Source organism: Chitinophaga sp. MM2321 (assembly GCF_964033635.1).
In the GTDB taxonomy this organism is placed as follows: domain Bacteria; phylum Bacteroidota; class Bacteroidia; order Chitinophagales; family Chitinophagaceae; genus Chitinophaga.
Window position 1 is genome coordinate 1,170,302 of the sequence record NZ_OZ035533.1, and the last position, 19,202, is coordinate 1,189,503.

Annotated in this window: 11 protein-coding genes; 2 read left to right on the top strand and 9 right to left on the bottom strand. The window is 46.1% G+C overall.

Going from position 1 to position 19,202, the window contains the following annotated elements; translation table 11 throughout:
- Positions 1-1,692 carry a RagB/SusD family nutrient uptake outer membrane protein gene (locus tag ABQ275_RS04440; protein WP_349317068.1) on the top strand — a complete coding sequence of 564 codons (1,692 nt, stop codon included), beginning with the start codon at positions 1-3 and terminating at the stop codon, positions 1,690-1,692.
- Positions 1,693-1,852: 160 nt separating this feature from the next.
- A complete protein-coding gene (locus tag ABQ275_RS04445) occupies positions 1,853-3,577 on the top strand; it encodes an FAD-dependent oxidoreductase (protein ID WP_349317069.1) in 1,725 nt (574 codons plus the stop codon).
- 246 nt (positions 3,578-3,823) lie between these two features.
- On the opposite strand, the gene ABQ275_RS04450 is transcribed toward ABQ275_RS04445, so the two are convergent.
- The 9 genes from ABQ275_RS04450 to ABQ275_RS04490 all read right to left on the bottom strand — a co-directional run bounded on the left by ABQ275_RS04450 (position 3,824) and on the right by ABQ275_RS04490 (position 19,065).
- Entirely contained in the window at positions 3,824-4,345 is a 522-nt protein-coding gene (locus ABQ275_RS04450; protein WP_349317070.1) for an N-acetyltransferase, read from the bottom strand.
- Between the two features lie 95 nt (positions 4,346-4,440).
- Positions 4,441-5,850 (bottom strand): PLP-dependent aminotransferase family protein, encoded by a 1,410-nt coding sequence (locus tag ABQ275_RS04455; RefSeq protein WP_349317071.1) that lies wholly within the window; start codon positions 5,848-5,850, stop codon positions 4,441-4,443.
- A 116-nt stretch (positions 5,851-5,966) separates the two neighbouring features.
- On the bottom strand, positions 5,967-6,584 hold the full coding sequence (locus ABQ275_RS04460) for a pentapeptide repeat-containing protein (protein ID WP_349317072.1): 618 nt from the start codon (positions 6,582-6,584) through the stop codon (positions 5,967-5,969).
- 33 nt (positions 6,585-6,617) lie between these two features.
- Complete coding sequence (locus ABQ275_RS04465) at positions 6,618-7,937, bottom strand: MFS transporter (protein WP_349317073.1); 1,320 nt, start codon at positions 7,935-7,937, stop codon at positions 6,618-6,620.
- Complete coding sequence (locus ABQ275_RS04470) at positions 7,918-9,792, bottom strand: class I mannose-6-phosphate isomerase (protein ID WP_349317074.1); 1,875 nt, start codon at positions 9,790-9,792, stop codon at positions 7,918-7,920. The genes ABQ275_RS04465 and ABQ275_RS04470 overlap by 20 nt, the downstream gene beginning before the upstream one ends.
- A gap of 18 nt (positions 9,793-9,810) precedes the next feature.
- Complete coding sequence (locus ABQ275_RS04475) at positions 9,811-12,696, bottom strand: glycoside hydrolase family 38 C-terminal domain-containing protein (protein ID WP_349317075.1); 2,886 nt, start codon at positions 12,694-12,696, stop codon at positions 9,811-9,813.
- A 187-nt stretch (positions 12,697-12,883) separates the two neighbouring features.
- Complete coding sequence (locus ABQ275_RS04480) at positions 12,884-14,386, bottom strand: RagB/SusD family nutrient uptake outer membrane protein (protein ID WP_349317076.1); 1,503 nt, start codon at positions 14,384-14,386, stop codon at positions 12,884-12,886.
- Between the two features lie 56 nt (positions 14,387-14,442).
- Entirely contained in the window at positions 14,443-17,517 is a 3,075-nt protein-coding gene (locus tag ABQ275_RS04485) for a TonB-dependent receptor (RefSeq protein ID WP_349317077.1), read from the bottom strand.
- A 237-nt stretch (positions 17,518-17,754) separates the two neighbouring features.
- Complete coding sequence (locus tag ABQ275_RS04490) at positions 17,755-19,065, bottom strand: GH36-type glycosyl hydrolase domain-containing protein (RefSeq protein WP_349317078.1); 1,311 nt, start codon at positions 19,063-19,065, stop codon at positions 17,755-17,757.
- Between the last annotated feature and the right edge of the window lie 137 nt (positions 19,066-19,202).

Sequence of the window (19,202 nt, forward strand, 5' to 3'; positions counted from 1 at the left end):
ATGAAGAAAATAATCTATAAAATAGGATTTTGCTTTTTGCTTGTATCCATGTCAGGATGTAATAAATTCCTCGACAGGGTGCCGCTTAGCTCGCCTGCTACCGGAAGCTTCCTGAATAATGAAACGGAAATCAATGTATCCCTTACGGCGGTATATACTTCCATTAACTGGGACTTTGGCCTGGTGCCTTATCAGTCTGCAACGGATGCCTGGACCGATCTGGCCATCCTCCGTGCAAACGATCTGGGAGAAGGAACGTTTGATACCTATGATGCACATCCTGCCAATATCTGGAAATCGGCTTATATCACCATTCAGCGCGCCAATACTTTGCTGGACGGGATGACCAAAGCGAAGGATAAAGTAGCGCCGGCTACCTACAATCGCCTGGAAGCGGAAGCAAGAGTTTTGCGCGCCTGGGCATATCACTACCTCGCCTTTATGTTTGGCGATGCTCCGCTGATTACAAAGCCATTGCTGCCAACTGAATTTTATAACCAGGTGCGTGCACCGAAAGCAGACATCATAAAGTTCGTGTATGATGAACTGGATGAAGCGGCAGCATCACTTAACTGGATGCCTTTTGAAAGAGGCCGTGTGAGCAAATCCGTAGCGATGGGGCTCAAAGCGCGTACTGCACTCAATAACAAAGACTACGATATTGCGGCAGCAGCAGCTAAATCTGTTATAGATAATGCAGGACTCTCCCTGAATCCGAAATTTGGGGACCTGTTTACCAGGACTGGTCAGAAACCTAATGCGGGCAATGAAATTATGCTCGAAATCCTTTACACGGATGCATTGGCAACTTCACGTACCAACCTGCCTTTGGGTAATGCCTCCCGTGCAGCAGGCGGCCAGTCAGGCCGTTTCCCGGGACAACGACTGGTAGATATGTTTGAGGCGAAAGACGGAAAACGGATCGATGAATCGGCACTATATGATCCGGCGAAGCCACGCGAAAACCGTGACCTGCGCCTGAAATACACGGTTGCCTTACCTGGTGATACTGTGAGTATGAACCTCGTTACATTCGTGTACGACATCTATAAAAACACAACGTCTTTCAAAAATGCAGATGGTAGCTGGACTGTTAAATCCAATGCTGATTTTGATAATGCATTTGGTCCCGCTAAAAGTGGCGTAGGTTATCTCTGGTCTAAATACACGATGACAGATGAAAATGCTTTTCTGTCAAGAGTAAGTTTTATCCTGATGCGTTATGCAGAAGTGTTGCTGACGTATGCGGAAGCAAAGATCGAATTAAATGAACTGGATGGTACGGTGATCGCTGCTATCAACAAGGTGCGGCAGAGAGCAGGACAACCGGATGTAGCTACTGTCAATGAAAACAATCAGCAGGAACTGCGTAAATTGATCCGTCGGGAACGTACCGTGGAACTGGCCGTAGAAGGTTTCCGCTGGTTTGATATCCGTCGTTGGGGTATTGCAGAACTAGTGATGCCGGGAAAAGTAGTAGGTATTTCCAAAAGCCAAACCAATATGCCTCCTGTGCCGAACTATAAAACATCTACCATACATGATCTGAATAGTATTCCGGATTATACAGGTCAGCTGGATCTCCGTTATACAAGAGAAACACGTTTCTGGTTCCCGAAACTGGCCCTGTTACCGGTACCGCAGGCAGAAAGGGATATTAATCCCGGATTAACACAGAATCCGGAATGGTAGGAATAAGGAAATTACGGGTGATAGATTTGTGAGAAGATAGCAGCGCGTAATTTTTTTGTGAGAAGATATAAGCGATTGATTATTTTGAAGAAAAAGCAGTGCACCGGCATTATCAGGCCGTGCACTGCCTTTTGCATCATATGAATCTTAATTTAAGGTAATGAAAAGAAGAAATTTCCTAGGTATGCTTGCACTGACCAGTGGTGCAGTAGTTACCAAACCGGCTATCGGATGGGCGGCTCCCGGGAACGGGCAAACGAAGAAGAAAAAGAGTAAGAAGAAAACGCAGACGCTTACCGCCGATCTGATTGTAGCCGGTGGTGGACTAGGCGGCGTTGCCGCTGCCCTGGCTGCGCTGCACAATAATCAGTCGGTAATACTCACCGAAGAAACGGATTGGATAGGTGGGCAGCTCACCCAGCAGGGAGTACCGCCTGATGAACATACCTGGATAGAAACGCATGGTGCACCCGCGCATTATCGTGAGTTGCGGGACCGCATCCGTGCATATTATGTGCGTAATTATCCACTTACGGAAGACGCGAAGAAACGTCCTTACCTGAATCCGGGTGATGGCAGCGTATCGAAACTTTGTCATGAACCAAGGGTTGCACTGGCCGCATTGAATGAAATGCTGGCGCCGTTTGTCAGCAATGGTAAACTAACAATCCTGCTTGAACACAGGATCAAGGGCGCTGAAGTAAGCGGCAACAAAGTCCAGGCGCTGAAGGCGGTGGACCTCCGTGATCAGCGTGAAAAAATATTGAAAGGCAGCTACTTTGCAGATGCCACCGAAATGGGCGACCTGCTTCCTTTAACAGGTACTGAATTTGTTACGGGTACAGAATCACGCAGTCAGACCGGAGAATTGCATGCACCGGAAAAAGGGAATCCTGAAAACAACCAGGCTTTCACGATGTGCTTCGCCATAGACTATGTTCCCGGAGAGAATCATGTGATCGATAAACCAGAGGAATATGATTTCTGGCGCAATCATGTACCGGCGCTTACACCGGCATGGTCGGGCAGGCTGCTGGATCTGCATTATTCTGATCCGCGTACGCTGCAACCAAAAGAACTCGGCTTTCATCCGGAAGGAATTAAAACCGGTGATAAGCTGAACCTATGGAACTACCGCAGGATCATTAACAAGGAAAATTTTGAGAAGGGCACTTTCGCCGGTGATATTACCATCGTGAACTGGCCGCAGAATGACTACATGCTTGGTAACCTGATAGGGGCCAGCCAGGATATGTTTGAACACCATGTGGAAAGGGCTAAGCAGTTGAGTCTCTCCCTGCTTTACTGGCTGCAAACCGAAGCCCCGCGCCCTGATGGCGGCAAAGGCTGGCAGGGTATCCGGCTGCGTAAAGATATCATGGGTACAGAAGATGGCCTGGCCAAGTATCCGTATATCCGTGAATCCAGGCGTATTAAGGCGGTATTTACCGTGCTGGAAGAGCATGTAGGCGCAGAGAACCGCGCCCTGAAAACAGGGAAGGAAAAGGGCAATACAGCGGCCGAATTTTATGACAGCGTTGGCGTAGGGTACTATCATATCGATCTTCATCCAAGCAGTACCGGTGTCAATTATGTTGATTTTGGGTCGCTGCCGTTTCAGATTCCACTGGGCGCCTTATTGCCGCAACGGATGGAAAACCTGCTTCCGGCAAATAAGAACATTGGTACCACCCATATTACCAACGGGTGTTTCCGGTTACATCCGGTAGAGTGGAGTATCGGCGAAGCAGTAGGATTACTGGTCGCTTATGCACGCAATAAAAATGTAGCGCCTAAACAGGTACGCGAAAAGCAGGAATTGTTGCAGGACTTTCAGCAATTCATCCGCGCACAGGGCGTGGAAACTGCCTGGCCTAAAAAGTAAGGCGTATAACCGTTAACGTTATAAAGGATGATATGATGATGCAGTAGCCATTGGCTGCTGTATCATCATATTTTTTTGGGGTATTGGGAAAATCAGGAGCAAAACAGCTAATTCCTCCTAATTGCTCCTAATTCTTGCAAAATTAGGAGCAATTAGGAGGAAATTTGGATCATCAGGCGAAAATATCTTCCCATATCGGCTACTATGGCCAATCCGGCGATCTGGAACGCTGGTAATGTAATACCTTTATTGCGCCATCCTTATCATATACACAGAGGGAACCGGAAGCCCATCTGATTCCGCTACCTGGTCCTGGATGTTGAACCCCTGCTCCTCAAAAAAAGCGAGGAAGGGATGACCGCTGTATTCATTCAACCATATGGCATCGTAGGCTTTACCTGCCACCAGGCATTTCTCAAAGAGTGATTGCGTGCCTGCTGTAGCTGAGTGCTTTTTTAAGATGCCAAAATCAGCCATGCGGATCGCTCTTTTGCCCGCCAGGACATCCGGTCGCTTGCCCTGGGATGTAATGCGGGCATAGCCTGCCGCCTCTTCATCAATATATACAATCAGCCATTGATTGGAGAAGCTGTTCACATCATTGATCAACCGTTCTTTACTAAAATTATCGGCTATATAGGAGGCTATAATATTTTCCGGGAGGATACCTGTAAATTTTTCGAGGGCTAAAGTTTTAGTGAGGTACGACAAGTCCTCAATACCCTGTTCTGTTACTACCGTGAACTTCGTTATGATTTTTCTATCCATTATCCGCTGCTTTTGTTAATACTAAAGGTACCCCGGATCTTATAAGGATACAGATACACTTTAGTAAAAACTAACCAGTACAGATGAATACCCGGTCATTGCGCCTTTTGCCCGGCCTGTTTAATGGCTTTCTCTCTTTTAGGAGAGTATTTATCAGCAAATACAATCCGGAATGACCTGTTGAATGCATGGGAGAATGTAAAAGTATATCCGGGCGTAAATCTTACCCCGACTTTTTCACAGTGACGGTAAAAGCTTTCCATATCTGTCTTTTCAGGCATTTGCGCCCAGATATTGTAACCGCCGTCCGGCGTTATCACAGTGGTGCCTGCGGGGAAATAAGCAGACAAAAGATGAATGGTATGGTAAGCATTTTTAGCCAGTTGCATCCTGAACGCTCTTATGTGCCGGTCATAACTGCTGGAATCCAGTAGCCGGTTGACGGTTTCCTGGTATACTGGAGAAACCGTGCTGCCCAGAGAAAATTTGATCTGTTCCGCCTGCCGGAAAAATTTGCCGGGAGAGAGCCAGCCCAAACGGATACCCGGTGCTAAAGTTTTTGAATAGGATGTATAGGTCATCACCAGCCCACTATCATCAAATGCCTTGATATTACAAGGCCGCTGCCCGCTGAAGTTTAAATCTCCATACACATCATTCTCAATCAGGGGAATCCCGTAATGCATTGCTATTCCCAGTAACTGTTTCTTTTGATCTTCCGAAAGAAGAATGCCCGTAGGATTTTGAAAATTGGGGGTGACTAATATGGCTTTAATACTGGTTTTTTCGCAGGCCCTTTTTAAATAATCAATATCAAATCCGGTATGATGATCCGTCGGTATTTCTATCACCTTTAATCTTAACATCCTGATTACTTCAAGTGCTGAAAATACGCAGGGGCTTTCCACGGCAATTACATCACCTGGTATGCAAACAGCAGCCAGCGCAATATACAACGCCTGCAAGGCGCCATCTGTTATGATCAATTCGCCTGCATTAAAAATAGTATTGTAACCGGCGGCGCGCTTAACGATGTTATCTTTTAATGCCACTGCACCATTAGATGGATAGTACCTTAAAAGACTTGCCCCGTGTTCCCGGATCACCTGTTGCATGGTCCGCAATAAAAGTTTTTGCGGCACTAAAAGATCGCCCGGTGCAGCTACATTAAATTCCGATAAGGTATTCCTGCCGGAACTAAGCGATGTGGTGAGTGCCAGGTTATTTTGAAACACTGCATCCCGCACCACAGGCGCTTTCCGAACTATCTTCATTTTTCCTGCATGCACCGGGTTATTACTTACATAGTAACCTGATTTTGGAATACTGTCTACCAGCCCTTTGAAAATAAGATGCTCATAGCCATTTTGAATGGTACTGATACTGGTTTTGTATTTTTCTTTTAAGATCCTTACTGATGGGAGTTTTTGCCCCGGTTTATAAACGCCTTCCCGGATATTTTTTTCGATCACGGCGGCAAATGCTTCATACCTGTATCGCTTCATAATTAAACTGTACTGATTAAATGTAAATATCAGCTGCCTGTATGGCAAATCTAGGCAAATCACAGGAAAACACAAACATAGTGGGAACGGGCTTACAGCCGGGGAAACGGCAACGGCTACACTATTTTTAGCTGATGACGCAATAAAAGACCGGGAAGACCCTGCATAGCAAAACTGGCTTTTTTAATAGTGTTTAATTCGGGATCAATGGCATAGTTGAAAGCTGTAACAAAGTTGGCGCCGGTAAGATTGGTTGTATTGAAAAGCGCGCCCGACAGATCTGTTCCGTCAAAAACGGCATTGCTAAGGTTAGCCTGGCTAAAATTTACTTCTTTTAAAGAAGAGTGGATGAAGTGCGTTTTTAACATCTTTTTTCTCATGAAAGAAGCATAGTCCAATACACAGTTTTCAAACCGTACGCTGAAGAGGAAGTCGTGACAGTCGGTAAAGATGACACCCAGGATCTTACAGTGTGTGAATACCGCATTATTCAGCGTGGTGCCGTTTAATTTCATCATGGAAAGATTGCATGCTTCAAACGTGCAATCTATGAATCTGTTATTGGGGAATTCGCTGTCAGAGAAATCACATTTCTTAAACGTACAATTTTCAAACTCTCTGTCCTCAATTACTTTTCCGGTATAAGTTATTTCTTCAAATGTCTTATCAAGATGTGTCATCGCCTTATCCATTCTTTTCGTGGTAGCGAAGGTAGTATTTTTTGAGGATGGCATACGGGGAAGAGCATCTCATTTACCTGTCATTTTTTAATGCATTATTTTATTCCAGTGTTGCTGGATTTGCTCCATAGAGAGTCCTTTTGTTTCCGGAATCAGCTTATACACCGTTATAAATGCCAGCAGGCAGAAGAGGGCGAAAAACCAGAATGTTTGTGCGGTACCGGCAGCATGCAACAGCATAGGCGTCAGCTGTCCTACTATTGTGTCGGCTATCCACATCACCATAATACTTAATGACAACGCCTTTGCGCGGATACCATCCGGAAAAATTTCAGCGGCTATCACAAACTTTAAAGGCCCGATGGAGAAGGCAAAGAAGGCCAGGAATGCCAGTACACAAAGCAGTAAATAAAGACCGCCGGTGTTGCTGGTATAGAAACAGATACCCGTGAGTATTAAGCTGATAGTAGCACCGGCTGTTCCCCAAAGATATAACGGCCTTCTGCCAAGACTATCTACTTTCCAGATGGCGATGAAAGTAAAAAGAACATTTGCTGCCCCAAAGAAAAGTTGACTTAATAAAGAATTATTAAGGGTGATACCTGCATTATGTAAAATAGTCGGGCCGTAGTAAATGATGGCATTAATACCACTGAACTGGGAAAATAAGGGCAATAATATAGCTATCAGTAAGGGCCTGCGATATTGGGGTGCAAACAGTTGCCGGTAACTCCCTTCCGTTGTTGCTGAAGTGACGGGGGCTCCCGGCTGCCGCTTCAACCAGCGCGGACTTTCAGGGATCCATAAAATACCGAACAGGAACATGGCTGCGGGAAATACACCTACCCCAAACATCTTCCGCCATACTTCCAGCCCGGCAATAATACCTGACCAGGAATCATGGGGTGATGACGGATGCCCGGGTGCATATTGCAAGAGTAAAGCATTACTCAGATACGCACTGAATATTCCGATTGTAACCGCCAGTTGATAAAAGGTCACCAATCGCCCCCGCTGATGATCAGGCGCTATTTCAGAGAGGTACAGCGGCACAACACTGGAAGCAATACCAACGGCGATACCGGCGGCGATACGTGCCGTGATCAGCCAGGAAAAAGAACGGATGAAGGTACATCCCACTGCTGCCAGAAGGAAAAGCAATGCCGAAAGAAACAACAGTTTCTTTCGGCCCAGCCTGTCGCTGATATCACTGGCGAAGATCACGCCTGCAATACAACCTGCCAACGCGGAAGATACAAACCAACCTTCCTGTGATGCTGACAACGCAAACTGTTGCTGCACGAAAGGCAATATGCCGGATACTACCGCCATATCAAATCCAAAAAGGAAACCGCCAAGAGAGGCGACCAGCGTGGTAAGCGCCAGGTTATTGTTGGGTTGCTGCATATGAAATAGGAATGGAAGTTATTTTACTGAAAACAGGATGTTCCTCCTTTAAGAATGCCTTAATCACCTTCACCCTTTTCTCTCCGTTATTCTTTATACTACATATTCCTGCCGCTGCCGGCAATACAAATGTTTCTGCATAATGATATACCACCGGCGGTTCATTGCCAACGGTTACCGTAATGGAAGTGCCTTCCACCAACATCAGAACAAGACAACAGCCTTTTGTATCGATGGTAATGGTGGTGTCAAACTCCAGTCTGTGGACGTCGTAAAAATGATCGGCATGCGTGGGCAGATGTATTAACTGCCAGTCTTTACCCTGCTCCGAAATAGTGGGCAGGGATATTAATTGCGCACTAACAGCCGCGCCCTGTCTGCTGAAGTCGAGGTTATTAAATGCATGGCCGATGTTGATGGCTCTTAATTTACCATCAAGACCCGGCCGCAGCCAGTCATACATTTTGAAAGTAAAAATGTACGGGGTGGCGCTGATCTCCAATACCATGTTATTGGCGCCTGCGCTATGCACCGTGCCATTGGGAATGAGAAAAAGTTCATGCTTCCGGGCTTTGTGTGGCTGTATGTAGGTATCTACTTCCAGCGGTATACCTTCGTCCCGGCTGTTTTCCAATTTTGTTCTGAGATCGCCGGTATCAATTCCTTCCTGGAAGCCAAGATATACTACCGCATCATCTTTGCAATCCAGGATATAATATGTTTCATCCTGGGTAATGGTTTCACCAAAGTTTTTCCGGATATAATCCAGGGTGGGGTGGCATTGAATAGAGAGGTTGCCGCCATCAAAAGTATCCAGGAAATCGAACCGTATCGGAAACTCGTACCGGAAAATAGTTGCGTGCCGTCCCAGGATGGCTTCATGTCGGTAGTACATCAGCCATTCAAAAGGGATCTCCAGTATGTTGCCGCTGCTTTCCAACAACACGCCATTTTCAGGAACAATCATTTCAAACGACCAGGCATAATTAACAGCCGATTTGTCCAGTCCGGCGATATGTTCTTTCATCCATTGTCCGCCCCAGGCGCCCGGTTCAAACCAGGGCCGCACGCGGAAGGAGGAGTGACTGATGCGGTCTATTCCTGCAAGCAGATCTGTGCTGAACATCCAGGAAACGTTTTCGGGCCATTGGGTATCCGCCATCACCGTGATCCTGTGCAGCAATGTTTGCTTGTATGCATTCAGTACAACCCAGTCTACGAAATAAAAGCGTTTATACGTGGCCGTTGCAGTATCTTTTCTGTTGCTGCCGAAGTTGTTTGCAGTGCCTGCGCGCATCCGGTATTGCAGTTCGTTTTTGGGTATATCAAGATATACCAGGGGGGCATGCGGATGTGTAAGTGTGGCACCTGTGCCTATTACAATGTTAAGGTCAGCTGTTTGGTCAAATGGGAGGGAAGACAGCTTTTCCATGTCGAAAAAGGCCGTTATATCCAATGTGCACTTTGTGCCCCACACATCTCCTTCACTGCCTGTAAATGGCGCTACCAGCTGTTGTATGGACGCTGCGTCTTTTTGTAACGCTGCTGTGTAGTGCCAGGTAACTTTTAATCCCAGCAGGTTGAATTGCTGCGCCAGCGACGCCTGAACGGTATGCCAGTATATACCCACATAACCATCTATCAGGACCAGCTTTTGCGTGGCCATCCATGCGGCCAGTGAGGGGTAGCCGGTATGTATCTGGTTGTTGCCAAGCGGATGAAAAGGATAGATGTCATACCCATCTTCCTTCTTCTCTGTCATATGTATTGGCAGCAAAGGTTGTGTTTCATCTCGTCCTGTCATATGCGTATTGTTAGCGCCAGTTTTATCAGGTGAATCGATCATTTTATTCATTGTTCTTATCAATATTTATTATTTCGTTTCTACACGTATCATGATCACGCCTTTTGCAGGTATGGTGAAAGTAGTACCCGGCGTGCCTTTATATTCTTCCAGTAAGTTGCTTTGCCATACCTGCAATACAGCCGTTTTGTTTTTGGGGGAAAGTGTCACCTGTGTGGGTGTTTCAGCGGCGTTTACCAGTTGTAGCAGCACCCCTTTTCCATTGCTGGCGGGATAAATATTTTCCACATACACATCTTTGCCTGCGATATTAAAAAAGAGCGATGCGGTAGCTGCGCCCGTTGCCGGTGCAACTACCAGTGGCTGGTGATTTTCCAGGCCATACCAGTTGGCGGCCGTTGCATCGTAAGCGTTATGTACCTGCAGGTAATAGTGAAAAGTAGTGATGCCTTCCTGTTCTCTCCGGAAGTTAGTATGCCATAAATTATTCATTACCCAGGAAGAAATGACGGGCTGCTGTTCGGTATACCCGATCCATCCGGGAAAGTTATGCAGTCCGCCGATCAGCCCTGCGGTTGGGTACTGACCTATTTCAAACAGGGGGGCATCGGGGCTGGACCAGGTAACACCCACTTCTTTATTGGACACATCTACCCAACGTTGCATCGTATACCAGTTCCTGTTAGCATGTGCTATCTGGTCTGCTTCTGCAGTAATACTTCCCCATGGAATGCTGTATCTCACCTGTCCGCCGGGGATATGAAAGGGAAATACAAAGTGTACGCTTTCTTTGGTAGCTACTGCTTTTTTATCAATGGTATTGATCAGTTCTACCTGGTCTGTTCCTGCTACCAGTTTTATTTCCCTGTTCAGATAATTGGCGCCGGGTGCAGGCGTTGCTATGAGCAGACTTACTACCAGCGGCCCTTTCTCCTTTATAGTGATTGTAGCCTTACCGGCATGTTGCAGTTTCTCTACTGAGTCGCCCGGCAGGTAATTATATTGATTGAGGCCGGCGGAATCAGCGAAGTTTTGAGGACTCCCGCTCTTTTGTAATTTGATGATATTGCCGGTCTGTCCATCCACTTCAATGGAATAGATGCCGTTTTGCAGGCTGTTTCCCTTTATGGTAGCGCGTTTTGATACATATGCTGCACCGGGATAGATGGTGAAGCGTTGTTTTGAAAAGGGAGGAAGTGCGGTAGCAAGAAAAACCAGTTCTCCTGTGCTGAGACGCTGGGAAGGAACTTTCTTACCATTGTTGTCTTTCACAAGATCACCGTTACTGCTCATGTTAGCCGGCACGGTTACTAACCCGGTACGTTGTTTTGCGAGTGTGTTATACACATCTATTTCACCGGTTCTTGTGAGGGCGCCCGCTGTGCTGCTGTCGAGCAATGTTTGCGCCTGCAACTGTGCATTCAATGCAAATGCCTGCTTGTATTTCCATTGTGAGATGGCTTTTGGATCTTCGGGATGTGATACACTGTTATGGGCTCCCCAGGTATGTTCATTAAATAGGATGAGGTTGGTCCATGCCTGGTTAAATGCCGTCACCGGATAATTTTGTTTGCCCCTTAGCGCCCAGATAGCGCCTGCCTGTTGCAACCGGTCAGACGCGTTCCTGTTGATAGCCGTTTCGCGTGCGCCGGATGCGATGCCGTCTGTCCAGTACTCTGTATAATCGCCGGACATGACCGGGATCTTGTCTTTGTAAGCCGATTCGAAGTCATGGAAAAACTGCGGTACTGCGGTGATGATGAGCCTGGGCGAAGCATACCGTTCATTCCATGCTTTTACTGCATCGGGCAGTTCAGGGTCTAATGGTGCATTATCACTCATGGCCCAGGTGAGAAGGGTCATGTTATAGGGAAAGTTTTGTTGTTCGAGTTTTGACAGATAATCAAAGAGAAAAGGATTCAGAAAATTTTCACTTGGTTTACCGGTATAGTATGGCTTAGGATCTTCAACCGTAAAAAAATTAGGGATCTTGCTTCCCTTCAACATATAGCCGATGGAGTAGGGAGAGCATTGCCAGAAAAGCAGGCGTTGACCACCGGAGGGCGATTGCCAATAGAAGGGCTTGTCGCGCCACTCATAGGAGGTCCCTATCCGGTCTGATGCGTTGGGGGCACTGAGAAAATACCTGATACCGGTGATGTCTGCCTGGGCCGACAGTCCCCATGAGGCGCCGGGTACGTCGCCCTGGAACATGGTATGAATGCCGATGCCGTGATCGCTGGCGAGTTGTACACCGGTTTCAAAGAGGTGCAGTAATTGGGCGGAGCTGGTAGCACTGGTGTTGGTATTGGCATAAGCACCGTCGAGGTTGATCCATCCTTTTTTCACAGCCTCCCAGAAGGCTGTTTTCTTTGCTTCATCTGCTGCTGCGAGATAATGATCTACCACCCAAAGTGCTTCCGTATTCCACTTGAAACGGGCTTCTGCGGGGTAATCGGCCGACTTCCGGGCTATTTTAATGGCTTCATCAATGTTGTTCATATGAATGGTCAGTACTTTGGCCTGCACATTCGTATAGCCTATGTCTACATGTGAGTGCGGCAGGATGTACACATCCCATTTCCGGGTAGGGGATACCATACAACGCGCCGTGTAGGTTTGCCCGTTTGCCAGGTATTTTATGAATAGTTGCGTATCCTCTTTTACCGGTTCTCCGGGGAGCGGTATTTCATAATAAGCTATGCCTTCGGGGTTGGTAGCTATAGTCAGACTGTCCTGTTTTCCATTAAAAGCGAGGTGAAGCGTGCCTGCTTCATAGTTAAGTCCGCCATGAAATACCAGCCTTACCATCCTGCTGGGGGGGCCGGCATTTTTCAGGTAAGCAACAGTAGGCTGCAATTCCACGCCTGTAAAGGGTTGGTGCTTTTGCTGCGCTATGCTGACCATGCCGGGGAAACAGCAGCACACCAGTAATTTTAATAGCTTTTGTGTCATAGACCAAGATTATAATGATTTAAAGGATTAACCTGATGGGTAGCGGAGATCAGATGTAATAATTTATCCTGCTCCGCTATCTATCTATTTATCTATTTATTTATCTATCCATCAGGTTAATCGTTTTAAAACCTATATAATCTCCCTTATCAATCAGGTTAATCCTTTTAAATCCATATAATCCTGGTCAGAAGCCGGGATTATTAGGTAACAGATTTGGGTTCACATCTATCTCCTGTTTCGGAACAGGGAACAGTAATTGTTTTTCTGCGAAGGTGGCGCCAAAAACGGTGGTGTGTCCAATGAAATTATCCCAGTTGCCGGTCACGTCGTTATGTACTTTACGGGTACGTATCATATCGAACCACATTTTATTTTCGAAGCACAGTTCATCGTAACGTTGTAACCACACTTCCTTTTCAAATGCATCCTGTGATAAAGCACCAATAGGGGCTAATTTGGCCCGCTGACGGATGGCGTTTACATAACTAATAGCACTGGGATTAGGTGTACCTTCTGCGCGGTTAGATGCTTCCGCATACAACAGGTACACATCTGCCAACCGGTAGAGCGTATAGTTAAGATCTGATTTGGCGGTGTTGGTAACGGCATTTACATCAAAAAATTTGTAAATGTAGTGATTGGAAAAAGTAACAATATCAGGACTATTTACCTTCTTATAATTGGTATAGAAAAACTGTTTTTCCTGTACTCTTTTATCGCCTGCAGGGTATGATTTGATAAACTGCGGGGTCGGATATACGGAGCCGTATTCATCCGCATATTTGGATATGCCGGAGAAGTTTGGAATAGTAAGTGGCGTGAGCGGGTTGCTGGAAGGCACCGCTGCGGCGTACTGTACCTGGAAAATAAATTCTTTGGTATTTTTATTTGCCGGGTTGATCATATCTGTGTATTCAGGAAAAAGAGTATACCCGCCTTTGTCTATCACTTCTTTGGAATGTTGTGCAGAAAGTGCATAGTACTGGTTGCCACCATTGATGGCAGCACCTGCGTAGGTAAGGTATACATCTGCCAGCAGTGATTGAACGAATCCCATGGATACTTTGCCACTTGCGTCTTTCCAGGGCAGTGTTGATTTTACAGCTGTTTCCAGATCGGGGATGATAATACTGTCATAGATCGCTTTTGCATCTGAGCGTGGCAGGTTCAGGTTCAGGTCAGTTGGAACAGTGGTTACTTTTGGCACTGCACCGTACATCCTTACCAGGTGAAAATAATAGAATGCACGCAGTGTATGTGCTTCTGCCAGCATATTCGTTTTAGCTTCATCTGTCAGGGTGGTAAAAGTCGGAAGCTTTTCCAGGGCCAGGTTACATGCCCCTACACCCAGGTATAAATGCTGCCACCAGGTGTCCACATAAAATGAGGTAATGTTATAAGTAAGATTCTGGAAATTTACATAGCCTGTTTGTCCCAGGTCACTGTTAGCTTTCCCCGTCATGAACTCCATCAGGTTGTAGGTATTACCACCATAGGAGCCAGACTGTCCGTTTAGTAAACCCTGGAGGTTCTGATAACAGCCATTGGCATAAGCCGTGGCTACTTTGGCGCTGGTGAGGTTAGCATCGGGGGAGATGAAATTAGTAGGCTTTTCCTCCAGGAATTTTTTGCAGGAAAAACTCATCAACACCACCAATGCTAAGAATATATGTTTAGTCGTTTTCATATGCTAATTTTTTTGTACAACGAAAAATATCACGTTAACGGTTACACGGTGTTTTCTTAAAAACCGACATTTACGCCCAGGTTCCATACACGTGGGTGTGGATAGGGGAAGAAGTCGATGTTTTGAGAAAAGGCGGTATTGGCGCCATAACCTGAGTTAAACGTGTCTACTTCAGGGTCATAGCCTGTATACTTGGTGATCAGGAAAAGGTTTTGTACACTGGCGTAGATACGGAAGCGGTTGATCTTGGTTCTTTCTGTAAATGATGGCGGAAAAGTATAACCGAGTGTAAAGTTCTGCCCACGGATATAAGAACCGTCTTCTACCCACCAGGTATCAAAATGGGAGTCCTGTGTGAATTTATAGCTACGTACCTGTGCTATGGAAGTATTCTGATGGTCCGGTGTCCAGCCATCCAGTACTGTTGCAAGGCTATTGGACAGGGTTTGACGGTCTTCTGTTGAATGTTTGAAGGTAGCGGCTGTGTTTACACCCTGTACAAACCGGATGTCAAAGGTGAAATCAAGTTGTCTGTATTTAAACGTACTGCTGAAAGTACCTGTCCATCTTGGATAAGCGCGGCCGATAATACTGTAATAAGGGCTGCCGTCTGCATTATAGATATATTTCCGGTCGCCGGGTTTCAAGCTGTACTTGGCGGCTTCTGCGCCTTCGTCTGAGCTATAGGTACCCAGTCTTGTCATACCGTAGAATGATCCAATTGGTGAGCCTACACGCAGCACATTTGTCTGACCCAGGAAATTAGGGCCGGGGAAAATATCTGCGTTCCCGTTATTGAGTTTAAGTATTTCATTTTTATTGGTCGCAAAAATGAAGTTGGTAGACCAGGTGAAGTTGGGTGTTTTAATATTCATGGTCTGTAAGTTTACTTCCAGACCGGTATTTCTAACGGAACCCACGTTCTTGTACACATTGGCTGTTGCCATACCGGCAGACCATGGAATAGGCGCTGCCAGTAAGAGGTCTTTTGTAGTACGCGTGTAGAAATCCACATTCAGGTTAATGCGGTTATCCAGCATCATCAGTTCCAGACCGGCATCAAACTGTAGTGAACGTTCCCATTTAAGATTCGCGTTACCGATGTAGCTGGGTAACAGGCTGGATTGGTTGGCACCGGCCAGTACAACCTGGTTGGGCTGGATCTGGGCAATGCTCTGGTACTGACCAATTTCCTGGTTACCGGAAACACCATAGCTGGCGCGGAGCTTTAAATTGTTGATGGTACTACTACCTTTCAGGAATTCTTCCTGTGATACACGCCATGCAGCACCTACTGAAGGGAAGAAGGCGTATTTATTATTTGCACCGAATTTTGAGGAACCATCATATCTACCAGTTGCGGTAAACAGGTATTTGTCCATCAGGTTATACGTAACACGGGCGAAGTAAGAGTTCATGGCCCATCTGTAATCCTGGGATTCTGAGGTGGAACGTACAGATCCTGCTGCGAGGAAGTCCCACTGGAAGAAGTCATCAATGAAATTCTGTGTTTCCACATTGGCATATTCCTGTTTGAATTCCTGGAAAGACATACCCAGTAAGGCGGTCATGCTGTTATTTTCATTGAATTTTTTTGTGTAGGTCAGGTAGTTTTCAGATTGCCAGTATTTATTGGTGTAGGTAGAAATACGGGCAACACCACCCTGATCCTGTGATAAGTGCGGCAAATCACCGGCAGAATAAAAGTTATTTTTCTGATCATTCAGGAAATAACCAAAATCCGTTTTGAAGTCCAGGTCTTTGGTGATATGAAACAGCAGGTAAGCATCCCCCGATGTTTGTGACGTATTATTCAGGGTGTACCTGTTCTGGGCAATATGCACCGGGTTAGGGCCGCCTTCCAGTCCGGCAATATCATTGTTTCCTGCCCAGCTGCCATCAGGATAGCGGATGGGTACAATGGGCACTTCTTCTGTCACCATGCGCGGTACATTCAATGAACCATTACCATCTGATACCACTCTTTGTTTACTGGAAACATAGGAAATGTTTCCACCTATTTTCAACCATTTTGTTACATCACTGTCGAAAGTAAGCCTGGCGGAATATCTTTTGAACCAGGACTCCATCATCAGACCATTCTGATCGAGATAGCCGAGTGACAGGCTGTAGAGTGTTTTCTCATTACCCCCCTGCACATTCAGCTGGTGGCTGTTGGATACTGCTGGCTTGTATACTTCTTTTTCCCAGTTGGTGTTGTAAAGTGGTTTGTCGTTCGCATCAAACAACAGCGGGAAGTTGGTATGGTTGAGTGCTGCCGGCGGCGCCCATGTTCCACCCAACGGATCAAACTTGGTGGCATTGACAAATGCCTCGTTATATACTTTTACAAATTCGTCCGAGTTTAAGGTGCGCAGATGTGAAGCCAGGGTGCTTACGTTTACATCGCCCTGGTAGGTTACTTCTGTTGGACCGATCTTTCCCCGCTTGGTGGTGATCAGGATGACGCCGTTGGCGCCCCTGGCCCCGAAGATAGCAGTGGAGGAAGCATCTTTCAATACTTCCAGGGAAGCAATATCATTCGGGTTGATGGAGTTACCATCTATCCCGATTACACCATCTACTACATACAACGGATCAACGTTGGAGTTGATGGAACCGATACCGCGTACACGAACTTTTGCAGCCTGCCCCGGGGCGCTGCTGTTAATGTTTACATCCACACCGGCTATTTTACCTTGTAATGCCTGTGAAACATTGGGGACTGGTTTGTCCATCAGTTGTTCAGCCTTGATAGTGGTAACTGCACCGGTCAGGTCACTTTTTTTCACGGTACCATAACCTATTACCACAACGTCGGTTAAATTACTGATCTGCTCTTGCAAAGCGACGTTCAGGGTAGTTTGATTGCCGACCCTGATGTCTTGGGTGGCAAACCCGGTGAACGAAAAGCTGAGGACGGCGTTAGCGTTGGGTACCTCGATAGTAAAAGCGCCATCGACATTCGTAATGGTACCACTGGCTGTGCCCTTGATCGCAATTGTTACATTGGGTAGTGGCGTCGCGTCTGTTGCATTGGTGACCCTGCCGCTTACTTTAAGCTGAGCCGTTGCATGTAGAGAGAAGAAAATACATGCAAGCAAGTAGGAGTAGAATAATTTTCTTTTCATAACAAGTCTTTAAAGATGATGGAATACTTGAATGGCAAGACTGTATCTGCGTTACGACAGTATGACTGCAGGGTACGGCCCTGTACGCTATAATGATAGGATACTAAACAAATGAATGAATAGTCTGATTGAGAAATACCTGGGTTTTATTGTTATTTAATCGATTTAGCAAATTGGTTTAGCGAAATGGTTTCTGGTTGTAAATCCTAACAATGCTAGTGTTGTATTTGTTTATTTTTACTGATGGTTTGTAGCCCAATGTTTCAAAAGTGTGATGGCATCATAGAGCACGCCGGCTTCTCCCCGGAAATCGCCCGATCCTTTGGCTGCGCCTGTTTGAACATCATACCATTCATAAAAGCCTTTGTGTGCGATAACCCGTTCTATCATGGGATTGAGTTCATCAACCGCTTCATTTATAAATCCATTCGCAATCAGTGCCTGGATCATGCGTCCGCCAAACCAGGTCCAGTCGCCGGCATTCTGATACACATAAGGATGCATATTGGGAAATTCCGCAGCGGGGTATGGTGGATATACCGTTATGCCGATAGTGGCGTATTTTTCTTTTGCTGCCGCCTGTACCATCTGCCTGTTAATGGCAGCTATTTCTTCCTTATTATGAAAACCGGCCAGGATAGCGCAGGTAGAGCCGCCTGTATATAAAATCGCTGCTTCGTTGAATGTTTTTGAAAACGGGCTGCCGTTTAAATAGAGATGTGGAATATATTTTTGGGCAGCAGGTTGCCATAAATATTTGCGGACATTTTTCCGGATACCGGCGGCCACTTCTCCCCAGTTCTTTGTAGATGTATAGTTATCGGGTTTTATGGCAAGAAAATCTTTGATGGCGATGACAAACATGGCGTTGTCGTAGATATCAATCGCCCATTTTGTTTTATCGTTTATGCGTACTCCCCAGCCTGTTTCCGGTTGTACATCGCCCCAGTCGACAGTAGTAGCGCCGGTGATCAGCCCGTATTTGGCAGACCATCTTTCTTTCAGCAGGTATGACAGCGCGTTGTCCATCCGTTGCAATACTGTTTTGCCGGCTACTTCTTCCGTCAGAATGGATTGGTCGCCGGTAATGTCAATATATTTTCTGATGGCCTGTATCAGGGATGATTCCTGGTCTGTTTCCACGGTGTTTTTATGCGCAGCCCATTCCGGCGCCAGGTCGGAGTAACGGTATTCATAGCCAACGTAAGCCTTTTTTTTATCGATAAAACCATCTACGATATCGCCGTTGCTGCCCTGCATTTTGAAGAATAACAGCAACATCTCTTTTACTTTTTCTTTGGGAAGTACCTGTAGGGAGCCTTTGATAAAAGTGTTGAGATCCCTGATCCATACTTCTCCGTAGGAGGTGCCAGCGGAAAGACCAGTGAGTAATTGCAGGGCGCGGGCTTGTATGGTATCAAGCCGGCTGTCTGCCAATATAGATTTTGCCAGCGTACCAGGATCCTTCGTTTGTGCGTGTGTTTGCAGAGAAAAGATGACGGGTGTCAGCAAAACGGTTATCACGGTGATGAGTAAGGTCTTTTTCATATGCTGGTTGACTGGGTAATATGTACAAACATATAAACATGTGGCTATATTAGCAAAAAATGTTTTTGGACGGTAAATAAAGGATTTGTTTTTTTATTAATATCTGATATACATCTCTTTTAAAAATATTTTTTATT

Bases quoted from the DNA above. Each gene is read 5' to 3' on its own strand.
- ABQ275_RS04440 (WP_349317068.1), top strand. From the start codon at position 1: ATGAAGAAAATAATCTATAAAATAGGATTTTGCTTTTTGCTTGTATCC.
- ABQ275_RS04445 (WP_349317069.1), top strand. From the start codon at position 1,853: ATGAAAAGAAGAAATTTCCTAGGTATGCTTGCACTGACCAGTGGTGCA.
- ABQ275_RS04450 (WP_349317070.1), bottom strand. From the start codon at position 4,345: ATGGATAGAAAAATCATAACGAAGTTCACGGTAGTAACAGAACAGGGT.
- ABQ275_RS04455 (WP_349317071.1), bottom strand. From the start codon at position 5,850: ATGAAGCGATACAGGTATGAAGCATTTGCCGCCGTGATCGAAAAAAAT.
- ABQ275_RS04460 (WP_349317072.1), bottom strand. From the start codon at position 6,584: ATGCCATCCTCAAAAAATACTACCTTCGCTACCACGAAAAGAATGGAT.
- ABQ275_RS04465 (WP_349317073.1), bottom strand. From the start codon at position 7,937: ATGCAGCAACCCAACAATAACCTGGCGCTTACCACGCTGGTCGCCTCT.
- ABQ275_RS04470 (WP_349317074.1), bottom strand. From the start codon at position 9,792: ATGAATAAAATGATCGATTCACCTGATAAAACTGGCGCTAACAATACG.
- ABQ275_RS04475 (WP_349317075.1), bottom strand. From the start codon at position 12,696: ATGACACAAAAGCTATTAAAATTACTGGTGTGCTGCTGTTTCCCCGGC.
- ABQ275_RS04480 (WP_349317076.1), bottom strand. From the start codon at position 14,386: ATGAAAACGACTAAACATATATTCTTAGCATTGGTGGTGTTGATGAGT.
- ABQ275_RS04485 (WP_349317077.1), bottom strand. From the start codon at position 17,517: ATGAAAAGAAAATTATTCTACTCCTACTTGCTTGCATGTATTTTCTTC.
- ABQ275_RS04490 (WP_349317078.1), bottom strand. From the start codon at position 19,065: ATGAAAAAGACCTTACTCATCACCGTGATAACCGTTTTGCTGACACCC.